15 protein-coding genes and 3 pseudogenes are annotated in these 23,342 nt (G+C 71.0%); 5 read left to right on the forward strand and 13 right to left on the reverse strand.

All coding sequences use genetic code 11. The annotated features are described in order from the left end of the window. Window positions 1-108 precede the first annotated feature (108 nt). The 7 genes from ACFV9T_RS03410 to ACFV9T_RS03440 form a co-directional block, all read right to left on the reverse strand. Window positions 109-3,126 (reverse strand): family 16 glycoside hydrolase, encoded by a 3,018-nt coding sequence (locus tag ACFV9T_RS03410; protein ID WP_385436402.1) that lies wholly within the window; start codon window positions 3,124-3,126, stop codon window positions 109-111. A gap of 239 nt (window positions 3,127-3,365) precedes the next feature. After that, window positions 3,366-4,367: a hypothetical protein gene (locus ACFV9T_RS03415; protein ID WP_385436403.1), complete on the reverse strand. Its 1,002-nt coding sequence runs from the start codon at window positions 4,365-4,367 to the stop codon at window positions 3,366-3,368. A gap of 50 nt (window positions 4,368-4,417) precedes the next feature. Next, window positions 4,418-5,734: a transporter gene (locus ACFV9T_RS03420; protein ID WP_385436404.1), complete on the reverse strand. Its 1,317-nt coding sequence runs from the start codon at window positions 5,732-5,734 to the stop codon at window positions 4,418-4,420. Then, window positions 5,716-6,357 (reverse strand): hypothetical protein, encoded by a 642-nt coding sequence (locus ACFV9T_RS03425; protein ID WP_385436405.1) that lies wholly within the window; start codon window positions 6,355-6,357, stop codon window positions 5,716-5,718. Before ACFV9T_RS03425 ends, ACFV9T_RS03420 begins: the two co-directional genes overlap by 19 nt. Beyond that, the gene (locus tag ACFV9T_RS03430) at window positions 6,354-8,501 is read right to left on the reverse strand and encodes a hydantoinase/oxoprolinase family protein (protein WP_385436406.1); all 2,148 of its coding nucleotides are present in this window, start codon (window positions 8,499-8,501) and stop codon (window positions 6,354-6,356) included. The genes ACFV9T_RS03425 and ACFV9T_RS03430 overlap by 4 nt, the downstream gene beginning before the upstream one ends. 77 nt (window positions 8,502-8,578) lie before the next feature. Next, window positions 8,579-10,189 (reverse strand): FAD-dependent oxidoreductase, encoded by a 1,611-nt coding sequence (locus ACFV9T_RS03435; protein WP_385436407.1) that lies wholly within the window; start codon window positions 10,187-10,189, stop codon window positions 8,579-8,581. Window positions 10,190-10,249: 60 nt separating this feature from the next. Beyond that, window positions 10,250-11,350, reverse strand: a complete 1,101-nt coding sequence (locus ACFV9T_RS03440) for a LacI family DNA-binding transcriptional regulator (protein ID WP_385436408.1) — start codon at window positions 11,348-11,350, stop codon at window positions 10,250-10,252. Window positions 11,351-11,557: 207 nt separating this feature from the next. Here ACFV9T_RS03440 and ACFV9T_RS03445 point away from each other — a divergent pair. The 3 genes and pseudogenes from ACFV9T_RS03445 to ACFV9T_RS03455 form a co-directional block, all read left to right on the forward strand. Further along, a pseudogene (locus tag ACFV9T_RS03445) lies at window positions 11,558-11,863 on the forward strand (GntR family transcriptional regulator); the annotation flags it as partial. Continuing rightward, the gene (locus ACFV9T_RS03450; protein ID WP_385436409.1) at window positions 11,860-12,531 is read left to right on the forward strand and encodes an ATP-binding cassette domain-containing protein; all 672 of its coding nucleotides are present in this window, start codon (window positions 11,860-11,862) and stop codon (window positions 12,529-12,531) included. The pseudogene ACFV9T_RS03445 and the gene ACFV9T_RS03450, both read left to right, overlap by 4 nt. After that, a complete protein-coding gene (locus ACFV9T_RS03455) occupies window positions 12,528-13,532 on the forward strand; it encodes a transporter (RefSeq protein ID WP_385436410.1) in 1,005 nt (334 codons plus the stop codon). The genes ACFV9T_RS03450 and ACFV9T_RS03455 overlap by 4 nt, the downstream gene beginning before the upstream one ends. Before the next feature lie 343 nt (window positions 13,533-13,875). Here ACFV9T_RS03455 and ACFV9T_RS03460 read toward each other — a convergent pair whose 3' ends face one another. From ACFV9T_RS03460 to ACFV9T_RS03480, 5 genes and pseudogenes are all read right to left on the reverse strand, one after another. After that, entirely contained in the window at window positions 13,876-14,133 is a 258-nt protein-coding gene (locus ACFV9T_RS03460) for a DUF4158 domain-containing protein (RefSeq protein ID WP_385436411.1), read from the reverse strand. Between the two features lie 95 nt (window positions 14,134-14,228). Beyond that, window positions 14,229-16,004 carry a stealth family protein gene (locus tag ACFV9T_RS03465; protein WP_385436548.1) on the reverse strand — a complete coding sequence of 592 codons (1,776 nt, stop codon included), beginning with the start codon at window positions 16,002-16,004 and terminating at the stop codon, window positions 14,229-14,231. 152 nt (window positions 16,005-16,156) lie between these two features. Continuing rightward, a complete protein-coding gene (locus tag ACFV9T_RS03470; RefSeq protein ID WP_385436412.1) occupies window positions 16,157-16,840 on the reverse strand; it encodes an RDD family protein in 684 nt (227 codons plus the stop codon). Between the two features lie 76 nt (window positions 16,841-16,916). After that, a complete protein-coding gene (locus ACFV9T_RS03475) occupies window positions 16,917-19,124 on the reverse strand; it encodes an NACHT domain-containing protein (RefSeq protein ID WP_385436413.1) in 2,208 nt (735 codons plus the stop codon). Window positions 19,125-19,249: 125 nt separating this feature from the next. Beyond that, window positions 19,250-19,495 (reverse strand): annotated as a pseudogene (locus ACFV9T_RS03480) (alpha/beta hydrolase); the annotation flags it as partial. A 32-nt stretch (window positions 19,496-19,527) separates the two neighbouring features. Here ACFV9T_RS03480 and ACFV9T_RS03485 point away from each other — a divergent pair. Next, window positions 19,528-19,839: pseudogene (locus ACFV9T_RS03485) on the forward strand (helix-turn-helix domain-containing protein); the annotation flags it as partial. An 85-nt stretch (window positions 19,840-19,924) separates the two neighbouring features. Here the strand turns inward: ACFV9T_RS03485 and ACFV9T_RS03490 are convergent. Continuing rightward, window positions 19,925-20,878 (reverse strand): hypothetical protein, encoded by a 954-nt coding sequence (locus ACFV9T_RS03490; RefSeq protein ID WP_385436414.1) that lies wholly within the window; start codon window positions 20,876-20,878, stop codon window positions 19,925-19,927. Between the two features lie 197 nt (window positions 20,879-21,075). On the opposite strand from ACFV9T_RS03490, the gene ACFV9T_RS03495 reads away from it, so the two are divergent. Beyond that, a complete protein-coding gene (locus ACFV9T_RS03495; RefSeq protein WP_385436415.1) occupies window positions 21,076-23,340 on the forward strand; it encodes a heavy metal translocating P-type ATPase in 2,265 nt (754 codons plus the stop codon). The last annotated feature ends 2 nt before the right edge of the window (window positions 23,341-23,342 follow it).

Below are 23,342 nucleotides of genomic sequence, written 5' to 3' on the forward strand. Positions count from 1 at the left end.
ACCGCCGTGCAGAGCCTCGCGCCACCGCGGACACGAACGGGGGAGGAAATCACGATCGAGTGACCCCTTCGCCAGTCTGTGCTGGTCAGTTGGGTTCTTTCGGGGCCGTCAGTCCAGCGGTTCGATCCAGAGGTTCCTGAAGCGCACCTTGTTGCCGTGGTCCTGGAGCCGGATCGCGCCCGCCGCGGCCGATTCGGGGTCGCCGCCGCCGGTCGGGCCGTCCACCGCCACGTTGTCGTGGACCTTCTTCCCGTTCCACACGACGGTGATCCTGGCGTCGTCGGTCTTCCGGCCCTCGGTGTCGAAACGGGCCGCGCGGAAGACGATGTCGTACGTCTGCCAGGTTTCCGGCGCGGTGGCGGCGTTCAGGTCGGCGGCCTTCTTGTTGTAGATGGACGCGGCCTCGTCCTGGGCGAGTTTCTCGACGCCGAAGGAGTCCAGGATCTGGATCTCGTACCGCTCCTGGAGGTAGACGCCGCTGTTCCCGCGGTCCTGCCCGGTGACGTCGTCCGGCAGCTTCGGCACCCGGAACTCGGCGTGCAGCCGGAAGTCGCGATAGGCCTGTTTGGTGCGGATGTCGCCGCAGCACACCTCGATGGAGTCCTCGGCGGTGTGCGGCCACTGGACGCCACGGCCGTCGGTGTGCTGCCAGGCGGTGGAGGCGCTGCCGCCGGAGAACAGGTCGACGCGGCCGCCGGGTCTCCGTACCTCGATCATGTCGAGGTTGACGTGGCCGGTGTCCTCGGGCCGGTAGGTGTACGTGATGGTGTTGCGGCCCTTGCGCAGGGTGAACCGCTCGGTCTTGGTGGACCAGCGGTTCCAGGCGCCGGTGGCGGGGAGGCTGGTCTGCCGCGCCTGCCCGCCGTCCACACTGACGCCGATCGTCTTGGTGCCGGTGAAGGGGTTGGGGCCGTTGGCGTAGCGCAGTGCCACGTCGTAGCCGCCCTTCGCGGGTGCGTCGACCTCGAAGGTGGCGGTGGCGCCCGGGGTTCCGAAGCCGTCGACGAAGCCACCGCCGGTGTAACCGGCGTGCTCGGTGTCGATGTCCGCCCCGCCGGACAGCCGCGCCGACTCGGCGTCGTACGAGGTGACGGGCTGCTCGGGCCCCGGGCGCGCGTTGAGGGTGTACCAGGCCTCGGTGGACCAGAGCTGCTCACCCTGGGCCGAGGAGAACGGGCGCGGTGAGCGCACGTGCACCACCCGGTCGGTCTTCAGGCCGGGGATGGTGAGCCGGACCTTGCGCCGGTCGTCGGAGAGCCGGGCGGCCGTGACGGGGAGGGTCTCCTCGTCGACCTTGGGGCCGCCGTACGCCGGGGTGGGGACGTAGCGCCACTGCTCGACGGAGTAGGCGCCGCTCGTCAGCTTGGCGGCGGTCTCCTCCGACAGGGGCTTGGTGTAGGTGAGTTCGAAGCCGTCGCGGGTGGCGCGCATGGTCTTGATGTCGAAGGCGCTCTTGCCGTTCGGCGTGAGTTTCTGCAGGCCGAAGCGGAGTTTGCCTTCCTGGCCCCAGTTTCCGTCGGCGCCGAGGCCGCCCGCGTAGATCGCCCCGTCCGGTCCGGTGGAGATCCGGCTGATGCCCGCCTCCAGGCCCTGGGTGTGCCGGAACACCGCGCCCTGGTATGCGCCGTCCACCTTCTCCAGGTCGGCCCGCTGGAGTCCGCCGTAGGTGACGTCGCCGAAGAGCATCTGCCCGGCGAAAGGCCCCTTCTTCATCAGCATCGGTGTGCTGGGCGAGTTGGCTATCTCGTTCTGCGGCAGCCAGAGCACCGGCTTGGTGACCGCGCGGTCGTCGAACGGGCCGTCCGGGTTGGTGTGGTGGTTGAAGAACCGGTCCTGCTTGATGTGGACCAGCTTGGAGGCGGGCAGCCAGCCGCCCTGGTTGTCGGTGACGAACAGCTCGCCCTCCGGGCCCCGTCCGATGCCGTTCGGGGTGCGGAGGCCGCCTGCCAGGTAGCTGACCTTTCCGGTCTTCTTGTTCACCTTGATGGTGGTGCCACGGTTCTGGGCGGGCTGCGGATCGGTCGTCGCACCGCCCTCGTTGATGGCGACGGACAGATTGAGATAGAAGTTTCCGCGCTCGTAGAGCAGTCCGAAGGCGAACTCGTGGAAGTTTCCGCCGTACGGCCACTCGGCGACCTTGCGGATCTCGTCCGGGGTGTTGCCGCCCTCGGTGTCGGACAACTCGGTGAGCTGGTGCTTCTCCGAGACGTACAGCTTTCCGCCGACGTATTTGATCCCCATCGGCTCTCTCAGGCCCTCGGCGATCTTCTGGTACGTGACCTTCTCGGGTCCGGTGTCACCCGTGACGTGGTCGAGGACGTACACCTCCCCCTGCGTCTTGGCACTGCCGCCCCACGTGGTCACGGCGAGGCGGCCGTCCGGCAGCCAGTCCATCGCGGACACCTGCGGCTCGAAGCCCCCGGGCCGCAGATCGGTGAGGGTGTAGCCGGGGTTGACCGAGGTCAGCGGGAGGCCGTCACCGGGAGTGTCGTAGCTTCCCTCACACTCCTTGCGGCCGGGCGCGGTGACCCGGACGACACCGGCGTCGGTGCTGAGCACGGAGTTCGGGACGAGGGTGAACTCGGCGGCGCCCGGCGGCTTCCACTGGAGGGTGACCTGCTGGTCGCCACCGCGGTCGAAGTGGTCGATCCGCAGGGGGTGGTAGCCGGGGGTGAGGGTGATCTCGCCGTCCTTGGGCTCGGCGGCGTGCAGTCCGTCGTGGTCGATGACCTTCTTGCCGCCGATGAGCAGCCGGGAGCCGTCGTCGCTGATCAGGCGGAAGGCGTAGGCGCCATCGGCGGGGACATCGATGTTGCCGATGATCTGCGACATGAAGTTGTCGGTGAAGCCGAAGCCCTCCGTGGAGGACCAGTCGGCGGTGGGGATCAACTTGTCGACGTTGGGCGTCTGGGCCGGTTTGAGGTCGCACAGCTTGCTCAGCGGGGACTGGACATCGAAGACGCGGAGGGTGACGCCGGGTTCCTGGGGCGGCAGGTCCGCTGACGGCTTCTCGTCCGCCCCGGCCGCCGGTGTCGCGAGACCGGCGGCCATCAGGGCCGCGAGGAGCAGGCCGGGGAGTCTTCGTGGTCTACGGCGATGGCTACGGGGGCACTTGCGTGACGTCACTCTTCCTCCTGCTGGGCGCGAGGCGGCGCGGCCCGCGGCGGACCGCGGTCGCGGAGTGGAGTTCGTCCACGTACGGGGGGTGCGGCGGCATTCCGCCGTGATGCACGCAGACGTCCGTACGAAAGCGCCGCCCAGCGTACGAACAACACCCCGAACCGTCCATACTTTGTCCTCGACCCGTTGAAAGTCCCCGCCCTCCGACCTCCCCGCCCTGCTCCCGGCGGACTTCGGCGGGCCGGTCAGCCCCGGGCGACCGCGATGCTGCCCTTGAGGCGTTCACCGGCCTCGTAGACCATGTAGGGCACTCCCCCTTCGGTGCCGAAACTGGGCGCGGCGCTGCGGCCGTTGTCGGGTGCGCCGTTCGCGGAGTCGTAGAAGCGGCCGAGGTGGCGGCGGAGCGTGAAGTCCTTCCCGACCTCGGTGATCATGAGGTCGCCGCCGCTCTGCTTGTCCTTGTTGTAGACGACGAAGGCGCTGCCGCCTCGGGTCAGCAGATGCGGACCGCCGATGTTGACGGCCGACACATCGGTGTGGCGGACGAGGGCCTTCTGGTCGAAGGTCCAGGTGCGGGCGTCGGCCGACCAGCCCCAGTGGATGTCCCGGTGGTTGGTGGTGTTGTTCAGCATGAACAGCATGACGAAGTGGGCTTTGCGCGCGGGCAGTTCGTACGGGAAGACCCGGGCGTACGAGGTCTCATTGGTGCCCGCGGGCAGCATGGACGCGGTGAGGACCACCTTGTCGTAGGTGAAGGTGATGCCGTCCTTGGAGCGGGCCAGCCGCGTCGTGTGGTTCTCGCCGTGGAAGTAGAGCCACATCTCCTTGGCGCTCTCGTTCCACATCACGTGCGGGGAGGAGACGTGGGTCACGGAGTAGTGCGGCTGCCAGCGGTTCGAGACGATCGGGTTGTGCGGGTACTCGGTGAAGGGCCCTTCGATGTGGTCCCCGTAGGCGAGGCAGATCCCGCCGGGCGCGTCGTGCGGCGCGTAGTAGAGGTAGTAGCGGCCCAGCGGTGCGGACAGCCGCCCCTTGGTGCCCCGGATGCACGGGAAGATGATCTCGCCGGTGGGGTTGTACTTGAGCTGCGCGGGCGTCAGGAGGGTCTTGACGTAACGGTAGTCGGGAAACCCGCCGGGGGCGGCGGCGAGCGCAGGGGAGGCCGACGCGCCGGTGGCGAGCGCCGCCGTGGTCGCTGCGGCCGAGGTGAGGAGGATGCGGCGGCTGGGGTGCTGCGGCTCGTGCATGATGTGCTCCGTCCCGTACGTAGAGGTGGGTGGGTGCCGGAGATGAGCGGTCAGAGGGCGGTGGCGGCGGTGACGCAGAAACCGCCGAGGGCGGCGAACCAGACGTAGGGCAGGGTGCGCGTCATGACCTGCTGGGGGCCGACCCCCGCGTACTGCGCGCTCCACACGGTCTGGGTGCTGGTGGGGTCGGCGACGCCGAACACCTGGTTGTAGGAGGCGGTGATGCCGAGGACGGCGGCGGCCGGGTAGATACCGGCGGCGATGAGGACGCCCGCGATGCCCGCGCCCAGGCCGTACACATTGAGCGGTCCTCGGTACAGGCACAGCGGCACCAGCGCCGTGAAGACCACGACGAACAGCACCGGGTTCTGCGGGCTGACCGCCGTGACGAGGGGTTCGAGCGCGTCCACGGCGCCGGGGAGCTTGACCGCGGCGAGCAGGATGCCGATGGCCACGAACAGCGTGATGGGCGCGGCGGCCACCTCGAAGCCGCCGTAGAGGGTGCGCAGCAGCCGCCGGTTCATCTCGCGGGGGCGGGTGGTCGTGACGAGCGCGTAGAGCACCCCGGCGAGCAGCGAGGGGATGATCGCTAGCTCGAAGCCGAGCGCCAGCACGAGCGGTAGGACGGGGGTGAGCAGCGCGTACCACGGCGCGTCGCCGAGCCGGGCGCGCCGCCTACCGCCCTTGGTACGCGGCGTCTTGGTACGTGGTGCGTTCGTACGCGGCGCCTCGGTGCGGAAGGCCCAGGTGTGTTCGACCCCGCGCCTGCGGGATTCGACCAGGACGAACATGACGGCGGCGAACAGCGCGAACGGGAACAGCTTGACCATGAAGTCGCGCACCTCGGAGACCGGCAGGTCCAGGGCGCTGGAGAAGAACTGCCACACCGGCAGCTCGAAGGGCATTCCGGCGGCGATGCCCATGAGGATCGTCCCGGCGGCCGTCACCTTGGGGATGCCTACGGCGATCATGGCGGGGATGCCGATGATGCCCGCGAGCATCGCCGCGGGCGCGGAGCCGGTCACGGTGCCGACGAGGGTCGAGACGAGCAGCACGCCGAGCGCGACGACCGTGGGCCGGTCGCCGCCGAACTCGACTATCTTGCGGACGAGGGTGCCCGCGATGCCGGTCTCGTCCAGCAGTTTCCCCAGCCAGGAGCCCAGCAGGATCGCGATCATCGTCGCGGCGAGCGCGGGGGCGCCCTCCTGGAGGACCGTGTCGAAGACGCTGTTCTTGCCGGTGACCGGGGCGCCCGAGACGAAGGCGATGACCACGCCGAGCAGGACGAGCGCGAAGGCGGTGGGGAGTTTCTTGGTGAGGATCGCGGCGACACCGGCCGCCATGACGATCAGGATGACGATGCCCATGACCTACTTCTCTCTTGCCGGTGCGGCAGACGCGTGTCTTTGGGCGGTGCGGCGGACGCGGCCAGGGCGACGGACAGCAGAAGCGGGCTGCGGCCCAGGCCGCAGACGGCTCGCGCGTAGGCGTGCGCGGCGAGTTCGTCGGCGCCCGCGACGTGCGCGAGGACCCGCAGGCGCCCGAGGCGCAGCGCGGTGTGGCCGAGGGCCTGCTTGAGCGCGGTGCGCTCCGGGCCGTGGTGGAGCCGTTCGTGGACCGCCTCGTGGGCGAGGGCGGCGGCGCGGACCGAACCGGCCGGGAACCACGCCCGCCAGCCGTGGGCGGCCACCAGGCGCTCCGCCGCGTCGATGGAGTCCGTGTACAGCTCGACGGTGGGCGGCCTGGAGGTGTAGCGGGCCAGCAGCCCGCGCTCCAGGCCGCCTCCGCGCTCCACGATCCGCGGCGGGGCGGGCGCCGGGGCGGGGGCCAGGGCGGCGCCGAACTCGGCGGCGGCCGTGGCCCACTGACGCAAGCGCGCGGGGTCGCTGCCCTCGTGCAGCGAGAGCGAGCCGAGGAAGCGCGCGCCGTACTCGATGTCGTCGACGGCGGCGAGGCCGGTGTGCGCGAAGGTGGCGCCGGGGCGGGTCATGAGCGCTCCTCCACGATCGCGACGACGGGCTCGTCGCCCGGGCGGCCCTCCAACTCGGTGCGGGCCAGGGCGAGCAGGGGGTGGGGATCGAGCACCCCGGAGAGGTCGGCGATACGGGAGCCGATGAGCAGCCGCAGCGCCGGGGCGCGCACGCCGCCGTCGCCGTAGGCGGTGGCGGCGTCCACGAGGGCGGCGAGGGTCTGCGGCGCGGAGCCGACGGTGGTGGTGTCCACGCGGGCGTCCGGCGCGTACAGCCGGATCACACCGTCGGCGTCGACCACACGCACCGGGTGGCGCACTCCGCGCAGCCTGCGGCGCAGTTCGGTGCCGTAGACGGTGTAGGCGGGGGTGCCCGCGAGGATGTCGACCCGGTGCGCGGGGACCTTGAGGCTCGCGGCGGCCAGCCGCAGGCGTTCGGCGCCGTCGGCGCGGTGGGCCCGGTCCTGGGTGCGCAGTTCGGTGGCGCCGCTGGCGACGGCGCGTACGGTGCTGGTCTGCGGGTCGACGGTGACCTCCACCTCGACGGCACCGGCGGCTGCGCCCTGGGCGACGACGGCCCGTTCGGCCTCGGCGCGCACCGCGAGGATGTCCTCCTGCCCCGCGCCGGGGATGATCCGCTCGATCTGTTCGCGCACCAGGGCGAGGGCGACCCCGAGGGGGCTGATGACCTCGCTGTGGGCGGCGATGCGGCCCTCGCGGCCGGTCGTGGCGGCCAGATGCGGGGTGACGGAGGCGGCGCCACCGCCCCCGCCGACGAGCAGGACGGTGTCCTTGTCGAGGCGATAGTCGTCGATCATGGTCTCGACGACGCTCCGGACCCGGGCGACACCGGCGTCCAGGACCTGGGTGGCGGCGGTGTCGACATCGGTGCCGAGGGCCGCGGCCAGCGGGGCGAGCGCGGCGCGGGCGACATCGCGGTCGGCGCGCGCGAAGTCGCCCTCGGGGACCCGGCCCAGGGCGTTGGCGGCGCAGGTCAGGGTGAGGGCGTAGCGGCCACCCGTAGCGTCGAGTACGACGTGGTCCCCGGCGTCCTCGGGCAGCGGGCGGACGGTGGCGAGCCGCGCGCCCGTGAGGTCCCCGGCGGAGGCGAAGCAGGCGTAGGGCAGTCCGGCGATGTGCGCGCTGCGCGGGCCGACGGCGGCGACCTTACCGCCACTGCCACTGTTCCCCCCGCTGATCCGGATCATCGAGCCGCCGCCGACGCCGACGGTGCGCACGTCGAGCGCGGAGAGGTAGGAGGCCTTGCCGAGGAGGGTCGCGTGGCGCACGGCGACCTTTCCCCGGCGCACGACGCTGATGTCCGTGGACGTGCCGCCGGTCTCCAGGAAGACGCCCTCGCTGACGCGTTCCTCCATGAGCGCCCCGGCGACCCCGGCCGCCGGGCCGGAGAGCACGGTCAGCAGCGGGCGGCGGCGCATCTCGTCCAGCGACATGACGCCGCCGTCGCAGCGCATCACCATCAGCGGGGCGGTGACGCCCGCCTTGGTGATGGAGGCGTCCACGAGGTCGGCGGTGGCGAACATCTTCGGCAGGATCGCCGCGTTGACGACGGCGGTCCTGCTGCGCTTCCGCAGACCGTAGAGCGAGGTGATGTCGTGCGCGGCGGTCATCGGCAGACCGCGCGCGGCCGCCACCTCGCGCACCGCGTCCTCGCCCTCGGGGCGGTCCACGCTGAAGGGCTGGGTGGCGACGAGGACCTGGGCCCCGCCGCGCACCACCTGGTCGACGGCCCGTTCGACGGCGGCCCGGTCCTCGGGGTCGGCGACATGGGCGTAGGTCAGCGGAAGCCGCTTGCCGGGCGTCAGTTCCAGCTTGGCGAGGGCGGCGAGGCGGCGGGTGAAGGCGGCTCCGGCCCCGGTGCCGAGGCCGAGCAGCCCGACGGTGGCCACATCGCCCTCCAGCAGGGCGTTGGTGGCCTGGGTCGTGCCGTGGGCGAGGAAGGCGACGTCCTCGGGGGCGTGTCCGGTCTGTTCGAGCAGACGGCCGAGCGCTTCGACGATGCCGTGGGCGACCCCGTCCTCGTGGTGGTGGCTGGTGGGCACCTTCACCTGGCCGAGCAGGTCGAAGGTCGTGGCGTCTACGGCCACGGCGTCGGTGAAGGTTCCGCCCACGTCGATGCCGACGCGGATGCGGTGGGTGGTCATGGTCCGGGCACCTCCTTGTGGTACCGCTCCCGGTCTCCGGTGTGGTCCAGCGGGCTGAGGCTCAGTAGCCCTCAGGTTCAGTAGCCGCGCACCTGCGGCCAGTGGCGTTCGACTCCGGCGCGGTCGAGCAGGGCGGCGAAGGTGTCGAAGTGCTTCTCCTCGGCCTGCACTTGACGCGGTTCGACGCCCTCGTCCAGGCAGTGCGCGGCGAGCGCGCCCGCGACCTCGCCGATGTTCCATTCGACGGGGTGCAACCGGTAGCAGCCGTTGGTGATGTGAGTGGTGCCGATGTTCTTTCCGGCGGGCAGCAGGTTGCGCGTCCGGCGCGGGATGAGCGCGCCGAGCGGGATCTCGAACGGCACGGAGCCGATGTCGATGTAGTTGTCGCCACCGGTCGAGGGGTGGAGGTCGATGCGGTAGCTGCCGACGCCGACCGAGTCCCGGTAGCGCGTGCCGCCGGTGGGGCCGACGAGGTCGGTCGCCACGTCCTGTTCGGTGACGGTCGTGACGGCCTTGATCCGGCGGGACTCGCGCACGTACGGGGCCTTGGCGAGGCCGTCCTCGGTGCCCATGACGTCGGGACGGAGCCGCAGGCCGGGGAAGCCGGTGCCGCCGTCGGGGCGCGGGGCCTCGGTCTGGAGCCAGTACAGGACGGACAGCGACAACTGCCTGGCCTCGCGCACCGCGTCGGCCGTGGTCTGCTCCCCGGCGCCGATCAGCGGCTTGAGCCAGTAGTCGTTGAGCGGCCAGTTGACGAGCGTGATGTCGGAGTCGAAGGCGCCGTCCCGGTGCAGCTTGCGCGCGAGGATGCGGCGGAAGCCGAAGAGTTCCTTGTCCCCGGCGTCGGCGGACTGGTCGGCGCTGACGGCGAGCGGGTCGGTGTCCGGGTTCGGTACGAACGTACGCGGCACCGCCTCCAGGCTGCGCGGGTCGGGCGCCAGGAAGCCGAGCAGCGGGCCGGGCCAGAACTCCGGGGTGTAGCCGCGCCAGAAGTCGTAGTCGGCGGGCTTGTCCATCGTGTGGTCCTCGCCCTCGTGGTGGGAGAGCGCGAAGCAGAAGGTGATGCCCTGCTGGTTGAGCGGGTCGGCCCGGTCGGGGGCGTGCGGTTCGCCGAACTCGGCGCGGGACTCGGCGCCCAGGGCGTGTTCGACCCCGGCCAGCTCCAGCAGTTCGCCCGTCTCGGTGGCGTCGAGTACGTAGCGGGCGGTGAAGGTGCGCAGGCGATCGCCGCGTAAGTCCTCCAGGGTGACGGACCGTACGGTGTCGCCCTCGGACTCGGCGGCCACCGGGCGGTGCTCGGTGAGCAGGGTCAGCCGACCGGCGGAACGGTACGGGGCGAGCAGGCCCTCCAATGCGGCCAGCGCGACGCGCGGTTCGGCGCACAGCTTGCTGACGCGTCCGGCGCCGGGGTTGAGGCGGGGCAGGGCGGCGGCCTCGGCGCGCAGCGGGTACCAGGCGCGGTAGTAGCCGCGGATGGCCTCGCGCAGCGCGCGGTAGGAGGCGGTGACGCCGAACTGCTCGACCCAGGGGTGCTCGTCCGGTGGGACGGCCTGGGAGGTGAGCTGGCCCCCGATCCAGTCGGTCTCCTCGGTGAGGACGACCGTACGGCCGGAGCGGCAGGCGGCGAGGGCGGCGGCGACACCGCCGAGTCCGCCGCCGACGACGAGGATGTCGGGTTGGCTGGTCACGGTCCTCCTTGGGGCGCGATGTGGCGCGTTGCGGCGGGCGTGATGCGGTCGTACGTGGCGTCAGGTGCGCCGGGGCGGGGGTCCCGCCGTGGCGCCGGTCCGGAAGGGGCACACCACGAGGGGTTCGTCCGCCTCCTCCCCCGCGACCAGGGCGGCGAGCAGCCGGACGGCGGCGGCGCCGAGCTGGGGGCGGGGGATGTCGAACCCGGTGGGGACCGGTTCGGCCGCGAGATCGGCGGGCGGGCTGCCGAGCAGGGCGAGGCTCAGGTCGCCGGGGCAGTCGAGCCCGGCCGTATCGACGGCGGTACGCAGCGCCCGCCACGGGCCGCCGGTGTCGGTCTCCTCGGCGACCAGGGCGGTCACCCCGTCGTTCAGCCACTCCCGCAGCCGCTCCGGGGAGAGCGTGCGCGCGGGGTCGGCGGTGCGGAAGACCGCGTCGGGACCGCCGGGCAGTCCGGCTTCGTCCAGCCCCTTGAGGAAACCGTGCTCGCGGTCGGTGGAGGCGGGCGCGTCGTCGTCCTCGCGGACCAGCACGATGCGCCGGTGGCCGAGCGCGGCGAGCTGGACGACGACCTCGTGGCTGGCGCTCACGTAGTCGGCACCGACCCAGGCCAGGCCCTCCAACTCGTCCCTGCGGCCCACGTGTACGACGGGAAAACCGTCCCCGACCAGCCGCCGCAGCTCCTCGGTGGGCACGTGCCGCCCGAGGAAGAGGCAGCCGTCGGCGAGCCGCACCCGGCTCAGGGCGTCCGGCCCGGAGGCTCCCGCGCCGCCGGAACTGGAGCCGGTGAAGAGCACGAGGTCGTAACCGCGGGCGGCGGCCTCCCGCTCCACGCCGACCAGGAAGGGGTAGTACGAGTGCTGCACGTCCGTGGGGAAGGTCGCGGTGAAGCTGAAGACGCCCAGCAGATCGTTGCGCGCGGCGGCGAGTCTGCGGGCCGCCGGATCGGGTACGTAGCCGAGGCTGAGCGCCGCGTCGAGCACCCGCTGCCGCGTCTCCGGCGAGATCGCGGCGCCCTGCTTCTTGCCGCCGAGTACGAGCGAGACCGTGGCCTGCGAAACCCCGGCCAGCCGCGCCACCTCCGCCTGCCGCGGCCGCGAGGTCCGCCCCGGGGTGGCGGGGCCCTGCCCTGACCTGGCTCCCTTGCGTGGCTTCTCCACCGGCACTCCCCCTCGGCCGCAGCTGTTAATGCGCATTAGTAATGCGCATTAACAGGCACTCTGGGCCCAGGCGAAGCTCACGTCAAGGCCTTGTAGTCCCAGCTCGGACACCAGGGAGCCTGCCGACAGTGCCCACCTGCGGCTCCCCTGGGCGCCGGGGAAGCTGGCGCCGCGGTACACGCCTTGCCGAATGGTCGACGCTGAGAGCTGCTGAAGGAGGGGGACCGGCTGCCGACGGTCAAGGAAGTGGCCAAGCAGATGGCGGTCAACCCAAACACGGTGCTCAAGGCGTACCGGGAGCTGGAGCACGAAGGCCTGGTGGCCCCCCGCCCCGGCGTCGGGACGTTCGTGACCCGGACGCTGGCCGACGGCACGCTCGCCGCGCACGGCGCGCTGCGCAAGGACCTGCAGCGCTGGCTGACCAAGGCCCGGCTGGCCGGGCTCGATGAGGAGAGCATCGAGGCGCTGTTCCTGAACACGTTTCGTAACGCCGCCGGAGAGGACGTAGCGTGAACGCCGTCTTGCGAGCCCAGGGCCTGGGCAAGAGGTACAAGCAGAGCGTCGCCGACCACCTCGACTTAGGCAAGCGCCTCAACCCGAACTGGGACAACGCCGTGGCGCGCGACCGGATCCGTCGCCTCGGTCTGGACCCGAAGCAGCGGGCCGGCAAGCTGTCCGGCGGCCAGCGCGCGCAGCTCGCTCTCACCCTGGGCATCGCCAAGCGCCCCGAACTGCTCATCCTGGACGAGCCGGTCGCGGCCCTCGACCCGCTCGCCCGACGGGAGTTCATGCAGGACCTGATGGAGGCCGTCGCCGAGCACGAGCTGAGCGTCGTGCTCTCCTCCCACCTGGTCTCCGACGTGGAGCGGACCTGCGACTACGTCATCGTCCTGGTCGACTCCCGGGTACAGGTGGCCGGCGACATCGACGACCTGACCGCCTGCCACCACCGCCTTACCGGCCCGCGCCGGGACCCTGGCACGCTCCCGGCCGGTCAGCACGTCATCACCGCCAGCCACACCGACCGGCAGACCACTCTCCTGGTGCGCACCGACACCGCGGTCCACGATCCGTCCTGGACCGTCAGCCCGCTCGGCCTGGAAGACATCGTCCTGGCCTACATGACCCGGCCTGCCGATGCGGTACGTGACACCCGACCCGCACTGGAGGTACTCCGATGATCTGGCTGACCTGGCGCCAGTTCCGCACTCAGGCCGCCGTGCTGTTCGCCGCGGTGGCTGCCCTCGCCGCCACCCTCGCGGTCACCGGCCCGCAGTTGGCCGGCCTCTACCGGACGGCCGGCAGCGACCTGGTGGACCAGGTCTCCAGTTCGGACCAGACCCTCTACTACACCGGACTGGCGGTTGTGCTCGCCGTGCCGGCGGTCATCGGGATGTTCTGGGGCGCGCCGCTGATCTCCCGTGAACTGGAGGCCGGCACCCACTACCTCGCGTGGAACCAGGGCGTCACCCGCACGCGCTGGCTGGCGACCAAGCTGGGCCTTGGTGCGGCGGGCTCCATTACCGCCGCAGGACTGGCCGCACTCGCGGTGAGCTGGTGGAGCAGCCCCATCGACCGGGCTGTCAACGGCGGTGCCGAGACGGACACGTACTTCCCGCGGCTCGACCCCGTGGCCTTCGCCGCACGCGGTGTCGTCCCCATGGCCCATGCCGCCTTCGCCTTCGTCCTGGGCGTCGCCCTCGGCCTCGTCATCCGCCGCACCCTAGCCGCGATGGCAACCACACTCGTCGCCTACGCCGCCGTCCAGATCACAGTGCCGATGTGGATCCGGCCTCATCTGGTCGCCTCGGATCAGACCACCGTGCCGATCACGACCGGTATCCCCATCAGCATCCAGGAAGGCGCCAAGGAGATCGTTGCGCAGGCCGAAGTGCCCGGTGCCTGGGAAACCTCCCAACAGACGCTGAACGCCGCCGGTCAGCGGTCCTCCCTGCCGTCGTCCTTCGCCGAGTGCCTGCGCCCCGAGTCGGGCTCGCCCACCGCGCGGCAAATCGACGGCTGCATCGCCGACCTCGGTGCCCAGGGCTACCAGCAGCAGGTGACGTACCAGCCCGCCAGGAACTTCTGGGCCCTTCAATGGGCCGAGACCGGGCTTTACATCGCACTCGCCCTAGCCCTGACCGGGTTCTGCGCCTGGTGGATCCGCCGCCGAGTGACCTGACAGACGGCAGTCCCACCACGGGAGTATCCGCGAGGGCCTGCCCGGAGGCCCGCCGAGCCGTCCGCGAGCGCCCGCCGACATCCTGTCCAGGCTCTCGGTCATCCGCTGCTTCAGGCTCGCGATGAACGCCCTCGACATAGATCTCCCGGCGCCGGATCGCGTCCCGCAGCGCGACCAGGACGCACAGCTCGTACGGGATGCGCTCGACCTTGCCCTTGTCGTCCACGACAGCCTAGAGCCAGTCCTTGCGTACGACGCCGTCCAGCGCCATCGCGTCCATCACCGACCGGTAGGCAGTGTTGTTGCACTTGAAGCCCAGCGTCCTCAGCAGCGGCGGCAGCATTTACCGGTAGTACGAGCTGTAACCAGCAACTCCACCAGCGGTCAGCCGCTCCTCGTCGTCCAGCGTCGCAGGCCGGAACTTCAGGGCTTCCCGGGTCTGCTTACGGTGCCGCTTCGCCCCCGTCAGGTCGTACAGGTCGTACTTCGCAAGCTCAGTCGCAGGGACCTTCGCCAGACCGGCGACGTACTCGACAGCGGGCTGTGGGAACTCCTCGATGAACTCCGGGAACCGGCCCTCCATCTCGAAGATCTTGAGCATCAGGCAGCGTCCAGCACGCCACCACGTCCTCCGGCGACCACCCCTGCCGCACACCCGCCCCATTTCGTCCGCCCCACCCTGGGACTACGGGGCCGTCAAGAGTGCGTACGGGCCCGCTCGTAGCGGCTGGGGAAGGGGAAGTAGTGCTCCAGGAAGGTGTGGAGAGCGGCGGCGACGCGCTCCCTCTCGTGCTCGGGAGTGTTGACGTCGTTCAGGCAGAAGAAGTCGTGGCCACGGGAGCGGGCGAGTTCGGCGAGCGCGTCGGTGACGTCCGGCCGGGCCACGTCGATGTAGCGCAGCTTGTACTTGGCGGGCACGGCCCGGCCCGTGAGGTAGGCGTAGTGGTGGTGCAGTGATGTGGTCATCGCGATGTCGGTGACCGAGCGGAAGCGTGCGCGGCTGGTGCGGGCGATGTCCTCGGCGAAGCGATTCTCCAGCTCCTCCATCACCACGCGCCGCTGGGGGTGCGGGGTGTGCATGAACTTGTTGACGGTGAACCGGTCGTGGGTGTCGCGCAGCAGCCCCCGCACGTTCTTGCCCGCCGAGTTCGGCGCGGGGTCATCGGGGTGCGGTGCGCCCAGGCCGAGCTGGAAGGGGGAGAAGGGGAGCTTGGCGATGCCATTGCCGTGGAAGAAGTGCCCCGCGCCCACCGGACGGCCGAGGAAGACGTCGTCGTTGAGGTAGAGGTAGTGCTCCGACAGACCGGGTATGTGGTGGAGCTGCGTCTCGATGGCGTGGGAGTTGAACACCGGCAGGACGTCCGGCTCGGCGAAGATGTCCTTGTGATCCACGATCTGTATGCCGGAAGCGTCGGTGTTCAGCCAGGCAGGGGTCTGGCCGTCGGTGACGATGTGGATGTTCCGTACGAACGGGGCGTACATCTCCAGGGAGCGCAGGGAGTACTTCAGCTCGTCGTGGCTGGTGTACCGGGAGACACCGGTCTCGCGGGGATGGATGCGCGGCGCCTCGCTCCCCTCGCCCCGGTGTGCCTCGCGCCTGGCTGCCAGCTCGGGGTCCGCTCCGTCGACCCAGGTGTAGACGACGTCGATGGGGAAGTCGACGGTGTCGATGCGGGGCTGGAAGAGATCCGGGTAGGTCGGGTAGACGCGGCCCTCGATCGTGCGGGACGCCGGGATACGGGCCTCCGCGGGCAGGGCGTCGGTGACGGCGTTGAGGCGGGGTGCGACCAGGGCGTCGGTGAGCACGGCCGGAGGCGTCTGGCTCCGCAGCGCGGCGATCCGTTCGGCACCCCGCTCGCCGTCCTCCAGTAACTGCTGTCCCTCGTGCCAGAATTCGACGTCGCAGCCATAAGAGAGGTCCGCGAGCATCTGGTCTGCGGGGCCGAGCAGGATCTCGCCGAAGCGCAGGGTGTCCTGCCGTTTGAGCGAGGTGGGCAGCGCTCCGTCCGCGTACAGGACCGCGTCGGCCGGCATCGGGTCGCTGCCCGGCTTCATGACGTACAGCGCGGTGGAGCCGTAGATCTCGCGCAGGGTCTCCAGCAGCCGTTTACGGTCGGCCAGGCGCATGCCGATGACGTGGCGGACGCGGGAGCGGCCGGGGGCCAGGAAGTACGGGATGGCGGCGCGTTCGAGGGCATCGCCGATCAGGGCGAGGTTGCGGGCCGATGCCTCGTCGGCCCGGAAGTGGCCCACGCGCCGGCCATAGTACGTCCGCCCCTCGACGGTCACCGGCCGCAGATCGCCGTCCGACTCGAGAAGCGCCCGCCGCAGCGCCTCGATACGCTCCCGGCGCCGTCGCCGCTCCGCTTCGGCCGCCGCTTCGGCCTCGGCCGCCCTGCGCTGCTCGGCGCGCTCTTCACGCAATCGCGCGGGCAGCATTCGTTCCCGCAGCGCCTCGATGCGTGACGGCATGCGCATACCTCTCTCCATTGTGGGCCGCGAAGCGTCGGCGCAACGGAATGATGAATGGCATGCGATCACGAAGGAAAGAAGTGTGGAACTTTTGCTAAAACTTCGCCAAATGGCAGCGACGGGCACAGAGCACAGGCCGACCGGCGGCGGGCCTAGCGCAGTACGCCGACCCGGGCGAGCACGGCACGGACCTGCCACGCGCTGGTGACGGTGACACCGGCCAACCGGTCGGCCAGCGACCTGCGGGAACCCACCAGCGCCAACCCGGAGTTGAAGGCGAAGGAGACCACGGCGACGACCCAGCACAGCACCGAGAGCGCGATCTCACCCCCGACCAGCAGGCAGCAAGCCAGTGCGTACCAGCCGACATCGACCACCGTGGTCACCGCGGCGCGCACCGCGGCCCGGCCCCGGCCGGGCTTCCCGCCGCCGCCACGCCGCACGACGCACAGGGCCGCCAGCGCCTGCCCCGGCGTGCGGCTCATCACGGCAAGCGAGACGAAGTGGTAGACGAAGGTGAACACGACCAGTGCCGCGAACGCCTGCTGGACGGCGCTCATGGAAGACCGCCACAGCGACTCCCCGACGTCCCGGCCCACCCCCGCCACGTCGCCGTCCGAGGTGATGACCTCCCAGGCGCTCGTCCCGGCCAGGCTCGTCATATCGGGCACCTCGGCGCTGATCCGCTGGAAGGTGAGCCAGCCGAGCAGCACGGCCACCGCCACGCTCACCGCGAAGTCCAAGGCCCAGGCGCACAGTCGGCGCGTCCGAGGGGAACCGGCCGACGCCGCCCCCTCCTCAGCTGTCGCGGGTGTCGACACCGCTCGCTTCCACATCAGTCCTCCCCCAGATGGCGTGACGTCGCGGTGCCACAGTGTAACCAGGTCCGGCGGGAAGCGGGCCCCTTCGCACCTAACGTCCGAGCCACTGGAGCAGGCGGTCGTGGCGGAACTGGTACGTCGTGGAGGCGATGCGCAAGATGCCCGCTGTACGCGCCCACCGCATGAATCGGGTAAGGCGCCAGGGAAGGTGACGCCTGGAACAGAGCAGCAGAGCCAGATAGCGCCGTGACACCGCCGAGGTGAATCCGGGTCCGGCGGCCAGGAAGGCCGAAGCCCCCACGAGGACCGCGAGCGGCAGCGGGGCGGACATCCATGACGCACGCCAGGCCACGACGAACGCGATGGCCCCCGTGATCGCTCCCGCGACAACACCCGCCACCACATCGTTGCGCAGTGCGCTGTCGGGACTCGGAAGGCCGGGTTCATCCTGGTCGGGGAGGCCGCCTCCCCTTCTGCGGGCCAGAGCGATCCCCACGTGCACGGCCACAACCAGCGCCAGCGCTCCTCCGGCGAGCCCCGCCACCAGCCCGGCGAACGCACCGAAGCCCAGGACCGTCACCCCAGCACCGGCGCCTCCAGCCAGGCCCACGACGAGGGCTGCCGACAAGGCTGCTTTGAGATGGATGTCCGAGCGCACGGATACCGCCAGGCCGAGACCGAAGACAAGGGCGAATCCCGCGCCGTACATCACGCCGAACCCGGCGGTGAAGGCCACCGCCCCGTTCGCGGCCAGCACCGTCCCCAACGCCGCCGCGCAGGCGACGCGGCCGATGCCGCGGGCGGTGACGAGGTTGCCGAGAATGACGCGCCGGGGCTGTGGCCAGTGACCCGCACTGGCCAGCACAGCAGCCGAGGGCAGTAGCGCCAGCAGCAGCAGAATCCCGGCACCGGGCTGCGGAAAGTGACTCTGCCGATCCAGGCACATCACCAGGGAAACGAACGCCGGGACCCACAGGGCCACCGTGATCGCGGCGGTGACCGTCCGCGGCAGAATGTTCCCCGCGATGGGCCACAGCTCATGAAGAGTGATCTCCCTGCCCGACATCATTCGTCCGCCGAAGACCCGCCCGCCGGTCTCCCGCAGATGGCCCGCGAGCCGCGACGACCAGCGGCGGACATCACCGTGGTCGTAATGCCCTCCGCCCGGAAGGGCGTGCAGCGCGGTGACCGAGGCCAGGTAGCGCGGCAGCAGCTCGTGCTCGAACGCCGAGAGGGCGGCCGACTGCGCCGGTTGCTCAAGGAACGGCTGGAGGAATGCCGTATCACCGTCGGCTTCGGCGACGGTGGACACCATGGTCAGCAGCCAGGGCGTGGTCAGCGTCGTGGCCAGCACACCCGACTCCCGCTGATCGAGGTCGTGCAGCACCTCGCGCCACAATCCGACGTCGTACGCCCGGGCCTCCAGGTACTCACGAGCCTGGTGTGGCGGAACGTCCTGAAGGTCGACCGGAGCGCAGTCCCGCAGTCGGCAGCGCGCCGCTCGCATGGCGTCGTACTCGTCCCTGCGGCAGGTGAGCACGAGCGCTTCGCCGCGCTCCGTCTCGTTGAGCGTCATCAGGGCTGCCCGGGAGCGTCGGCTCGGGTCGCCCTCATGCACCATCTCGTCCAGCCCGTCGAGTACGGGGAGGATCGATCTGTCCTGCACCAGCATGGCGGCGAGCGACCGGGGGCATTCCGGTAATCGGGAGAGTTCGTCCACGAGCCAGTCGGCGAAGGGGACAGCGGTGTCCCACGTGGCCAGGGAGACTTTGAACGGTACGGGATCGTCTGCCTCGCGGTCCTCCAGCAGCTGTATGGCCAGCTCGATTACGAGCAGGGTCTTGCCCGAGCCCGGCGCCCCCGTGATCACCAGGCGCCGGGGATGCAGCTGCCGGTAGTAGTCCGCGATGTGGCCGAAGGAGCCGGTCGGCCCGGCGTTCTCCGCGTTGCGCCCTCGCTCCGGCGTGTAACGGAAACCGACGTCGATCGCCTTGAAGTCGTTGCCCAGCAGGTTCTTCCGCTCATCCCGGTAAACGCCCAGCAGCGTCCGCGCCAGATTGCGGCGTGCGGTCTCCAGGGCGTCCACATCAACGGATTGCGGCCGGTGCCAGCCCGCAATCGCTATGAAAGCGCTGACGAATGAGCCCACGACCGTCACCAGATTGGCGACGGTCGTCAAGTCGCTTCCCTGCGTGGCTTTCCAAGCGACCGCCGCGAGGAAACCGACAGCCGCCATGAGGGCGAGCACGCCGACCAGTGACCGCCCGTGCCGCCCCAGCAGACCCAGACGTTCGACCACGTCCGCTCCTCTCGCCGCTGTGCGCGACAGCGGGTTGCCTCCACAGCAATCTAGGGCACGGACGGGCAACCTCACATGCCCCCGCGGCCCCCTCGCGGCCTGCGGCCCAGGTGGGTGGTAAAGAAAGTGGTGAGTTTGGCGACGGCCGGAGTGACGTGCTCGTCCTTGTCATAAAAGGGGTTTTCCAGGCCGCGCGGCTCGCCCTCGCTCTCGCCTTGGCAGGCGGCGTCGAAGACCAGCGCGGCGAATCCCTCGCGGGCCAGACGCTCGGCGTAGACGCTCGCGGTCTGCTCCTTCACACCGCCGCCCGGGTGGGAGACGACGACGGCCGGGAGCCGGTCGGCGGAGGGCGTGCCCGGCAGGAAGAGGATCCCGGCGAGCGCGAAGTCGCCGCTGGGTTCGCATGAGCAGCGAACCGGGCGACTTCCTCAAGGCGCGGCGGAGGGAGCTGAGCCCCGTGGCGGTCGGGCTCCCCGGCGGGGGGCGGCGGCGGGTTCCGGGCCTGCGGCGGGCGGAGGTCGCCCTGCTCGCGTCGATCAGCCCCGACTACTACACCCGTCTGGAACAGGGGCGCCGACAGGCCGCCGAACCGGTGCTGGACGTCCTGGCGAGCGCGCTGCGGCTCAGCGAGGATGAGCGCGTCTACCTCTTCGAACTCTCGGGCAAGGACGTCGGCCGACCGCGTCGGCGACGTGGAACCCGCTGGCCGCCGCGCTGTTCACCGACTTCACCCCGCCGTCACCACCGTCGCGTCGGCGCCGCCGCGTTCGTCAGCGCTCGGGTAGGCCACCGTGCCACGGTCAGTGCGAGTGCTCCGAGGACTCTTCGGGTTGCTCCGGCTTCTCGGGTTGCTCCGGCTTCGCGTCCGCGCCCCGCGCATGCACCGTGAAGGCCGCCGTGCGGACCGTGCCCTGGTGCTTGAAGTCCAGGAACAGGCGGTACGCGCCCGGGCTCGGCGCCGTAGCCGTGAAGGAGATGCCGGGGCCGGGCCTGGTCTTGCCGTCGCCCGGCTCGCCGTTGGGGTGGACGTGCAGGTACGCGAGGTCGCCGGAGCGCAGGGCGACCAGGTGGCCGTAGGCGCCGAGGTAGGGCTGGAGGTCACGCACCGGCTTGCCGTTCTTGGTGACGGTCAGCGTGAGTTCACCGGCCTCGCCGGGGGTCAGACCGCCACCCAGCTCGACCTCGTAACCGTCGGCCTTGGCCGTGGCGTGGTGCGCGGGTAGCCGCGTCGGCTCGTACGACCCGGATACGGCGAGGTCGGCGCCGAGCGTCAGCGCCTCTCCCCCTTTGGGCTTGAAGTCGGCGAAGACGCGGTAGCCGCCCGCCCGAGGCAGGTCCACGGGAGTGGACCAGGTGCCGTCGGCCGCCCGGGTCGGATGCAGATGGCGGTATTCCGCCAGGTCGCGCGAGGCGACGATCAGGTGCAGCTCCTTGTCGTGTTCCCGGGCGTAGCCGGTGACCTGACGCCCCGTCGCGTCGCGCACGATGGCGAAGCGCAGGTCGGCGCTCTTGCCTGCCCGGAGTCGCGGAGTCTTGAGGTCGAGGGTGTAGCCCCCGTCGGAGACCTGCAGACCCCCGGGCGGGGGCCCGGAGACCTGCGGACCCCCGGGCGGGGCGGCCTCTTGGTGCTTTCCGTGAGCCGCCTTCGCGGGCTCGGGCGAGATCTCGCCGACCCCGCTGCCCACGCCGTACGCGGTGCCGAAGGTCGCGGCGAGCGCGGCGGCGAATGCGGTGATCCGCAGTCCGGTGTTCATGGCGCACTCCTCGTCTGCTGGCCGCCCGTGGCGCGGCCTTCCGCACTTCACGATACCCCTGGGGGGTATCGTGTCAAGCCGCTCCCCCACCTTGCCAAGGATACGGGTGGGGGGTATACAGGAACGGGTCGCGACCATACCCCAGCGGGGTATACGCCACCTTCATGTGTCACGTCCGTGAGCTGCGAGGAGCAGACATGACCACCACCACACCCAGCACCGAAGAGGTCGAACTCGCCATCGGCGGCATGACCTGCGCCTCGTGCGCCGCCCGGATCGAGAAGAAGCTCAACCGCATGGACGGGGTCGAGGCCACCGTCAATTACGCCACCGAGAAGGCCAAGGTCACCTTCCGGGAGGACATCGCCGTCACGGAACTGATAGCCACCGTCGAGGCCACCGGATACACCGCCCGCGAGCCCGAGCCGGACCCCGCGCACACCGCGCCCGGCGCCGATCCGGACGACGAGGGGGAGGCCGAACTACGCCCGCTGCGGCAGCGGTTGACCGCCGCCGTCGTGCTCGCCGTTCCCGTGATCGCGATGGCGATGGTCCCCGCGTTGCAGTTCGAGTACTGGCAGTGGCTGTCGCTGACGCTGGCGGCGCCCGTGGTGACGTACACCGCCTGGCCCTTCCACAAGGCGGCCTGGACCAACGCCCGGCACGGCGCGGCCACCATGGACACGCTGATCTCGGTCGGCACGACCGCGGCGTTCCTCTGGTCCCTGTGGGCCCTGTTCTTCGGCACGGCCGGAACGCCCGGCATGACGCACGCCTTCGAGTTCACCATCGCCCGCACCGACGGCGCCGGGAACATCTATCTGGAGGCGGCGGCTGGGGTCACCGCCTTCATCCTCGCCGGGCGGTACTTCGAGGCACGGTCGAAGCGGAAGGCGGGCGCGGCGCTCAAGGCGCTGATGGAACTGGGCGCCAAGGAGGTCACGGTCCTGCGCGGCGGCCGTGAACAGCTCACCCCCATCGGCGAGTTGACGGTCGGCGACCGGTTCCTGGTCCGGCCCGGCGAGAAGATCGCCACCGACGGCGCGATCGTCGAGGGCACGTCCGCGATCGACGCCTCGATGCTCACGGGCGAGTCGGTTCCCGTCGAGGCCGGTGTCGGCGACCACGTCACCGGGGCCACGCTCAACGCCGGTGGCCGCCTGGTCGTGGAGGCCACCCGGGTCGGCGCCGACACCCAGCTCGCCCGCATGGCCAAGCTCGTGGAGGACGCGCAGAACGGCAAGGCGGCGGCCCAGCGGCTCGCCGACCGGATCTCGGCGGTGTTCGTCCCGGTCGTGATCGCCCTGGCTCTCGGCACCCTCGGCTTCTGGCTCGGCAACGGCGCGGGGCTGACCGCCGCCTTCACCGCCGCGGTCGCGGTCCTCATCATCGCGTGCCCGTGCGCCCTGGGCCTGGCCACTCCGACCGCGCTCATGGTCGGCACGGGACGCGGCGCCCAGCTCGGCATCCTCATCAAGGGCCCCGAAGTCCTGGAGACCACGCGCACGGTGGACACCATCGTCCTGGACAAGACCGGCACCGTCACCACCGGCCGCATGACGCTGCTCGCGGTGCACACCGCCGACGGTACGGACGAGACGGACGTACTGCGGCTCGCGGGCGCCCTGGAGCACTCCTCCGAACACCCCATCGCCCAGGCCGTCGCGGCCGGGGCGGCCACCCGCGTGGGCAACCTGCCCACCCCGGAGGACTTCGCCAACGTGGCCGGACTCGGCGTCCAGGGCATCGTCGAGGGTCACGCGGTCCTGGTCGGCCGCACCAAGCTCCTGGCCGAGTGGACCATCTCCCTGCCCACGGAGCTGGAGCGCGCCAAGGCGGAAGCCGAAGCCGCCGGACGTACCGCCATCGCCGTCGCGTGGGACGGCGAGGCCCGCGCGGTCCTGGAGGTGGCCGACGCCGTCAAGGACACCAGCCCGGAGGCGATCCAGCGGCTGCGCGCCCTCGGTCTCACCCCCGTCCTCCTGACCGGCGACAACAAGACCGTCGCCGAGGCGGTGGCCGCCGAGGTGGGCATCGATGCCGGGCAGGTGATCGCCGAGGTCATGCCGCAGGACAAGGTGGACGTGGTCAAGCGGCTGCAGGCCGAGGGCCGTTCGGTGGCGATGGTCGGCGACGGAGTCAACGACGCCGCCGCCCTCGCCCGGGCCGACCTGGGCCTCGCGATGGGCACCGGCACCGACGCCGCCATCGAGGCCGGGGACCTGACCCTGGTGCGCGGCGACCTCAGGGCCGCCGCCGACGCCATCCGGCTGTCCCGCAAGACCCTGGGCACCATCAAGTCGAACCTCTTCTGGGCCTTCGCCTACAACGTCGCAGCCCTCCCCCTCGCCGCCTCCGGACTCCTCAACCCGATGATCGCCGGAGCCGCGATGGCCTTCTCCTCCGTCTTCGTGGTCGGCAACAGCCTCCGCCTGCGCGGCTTCCGGGCCGCGGGCCAGTGACC

This window comes from Streptomyces sp. NPDC059850 (assembly GCF_042731515.1).
Lineage (GTDB): Bacteria > Actinomycetota > Actinomycetes > Streptomycetales > Streptomycetaceae > Streptomyces.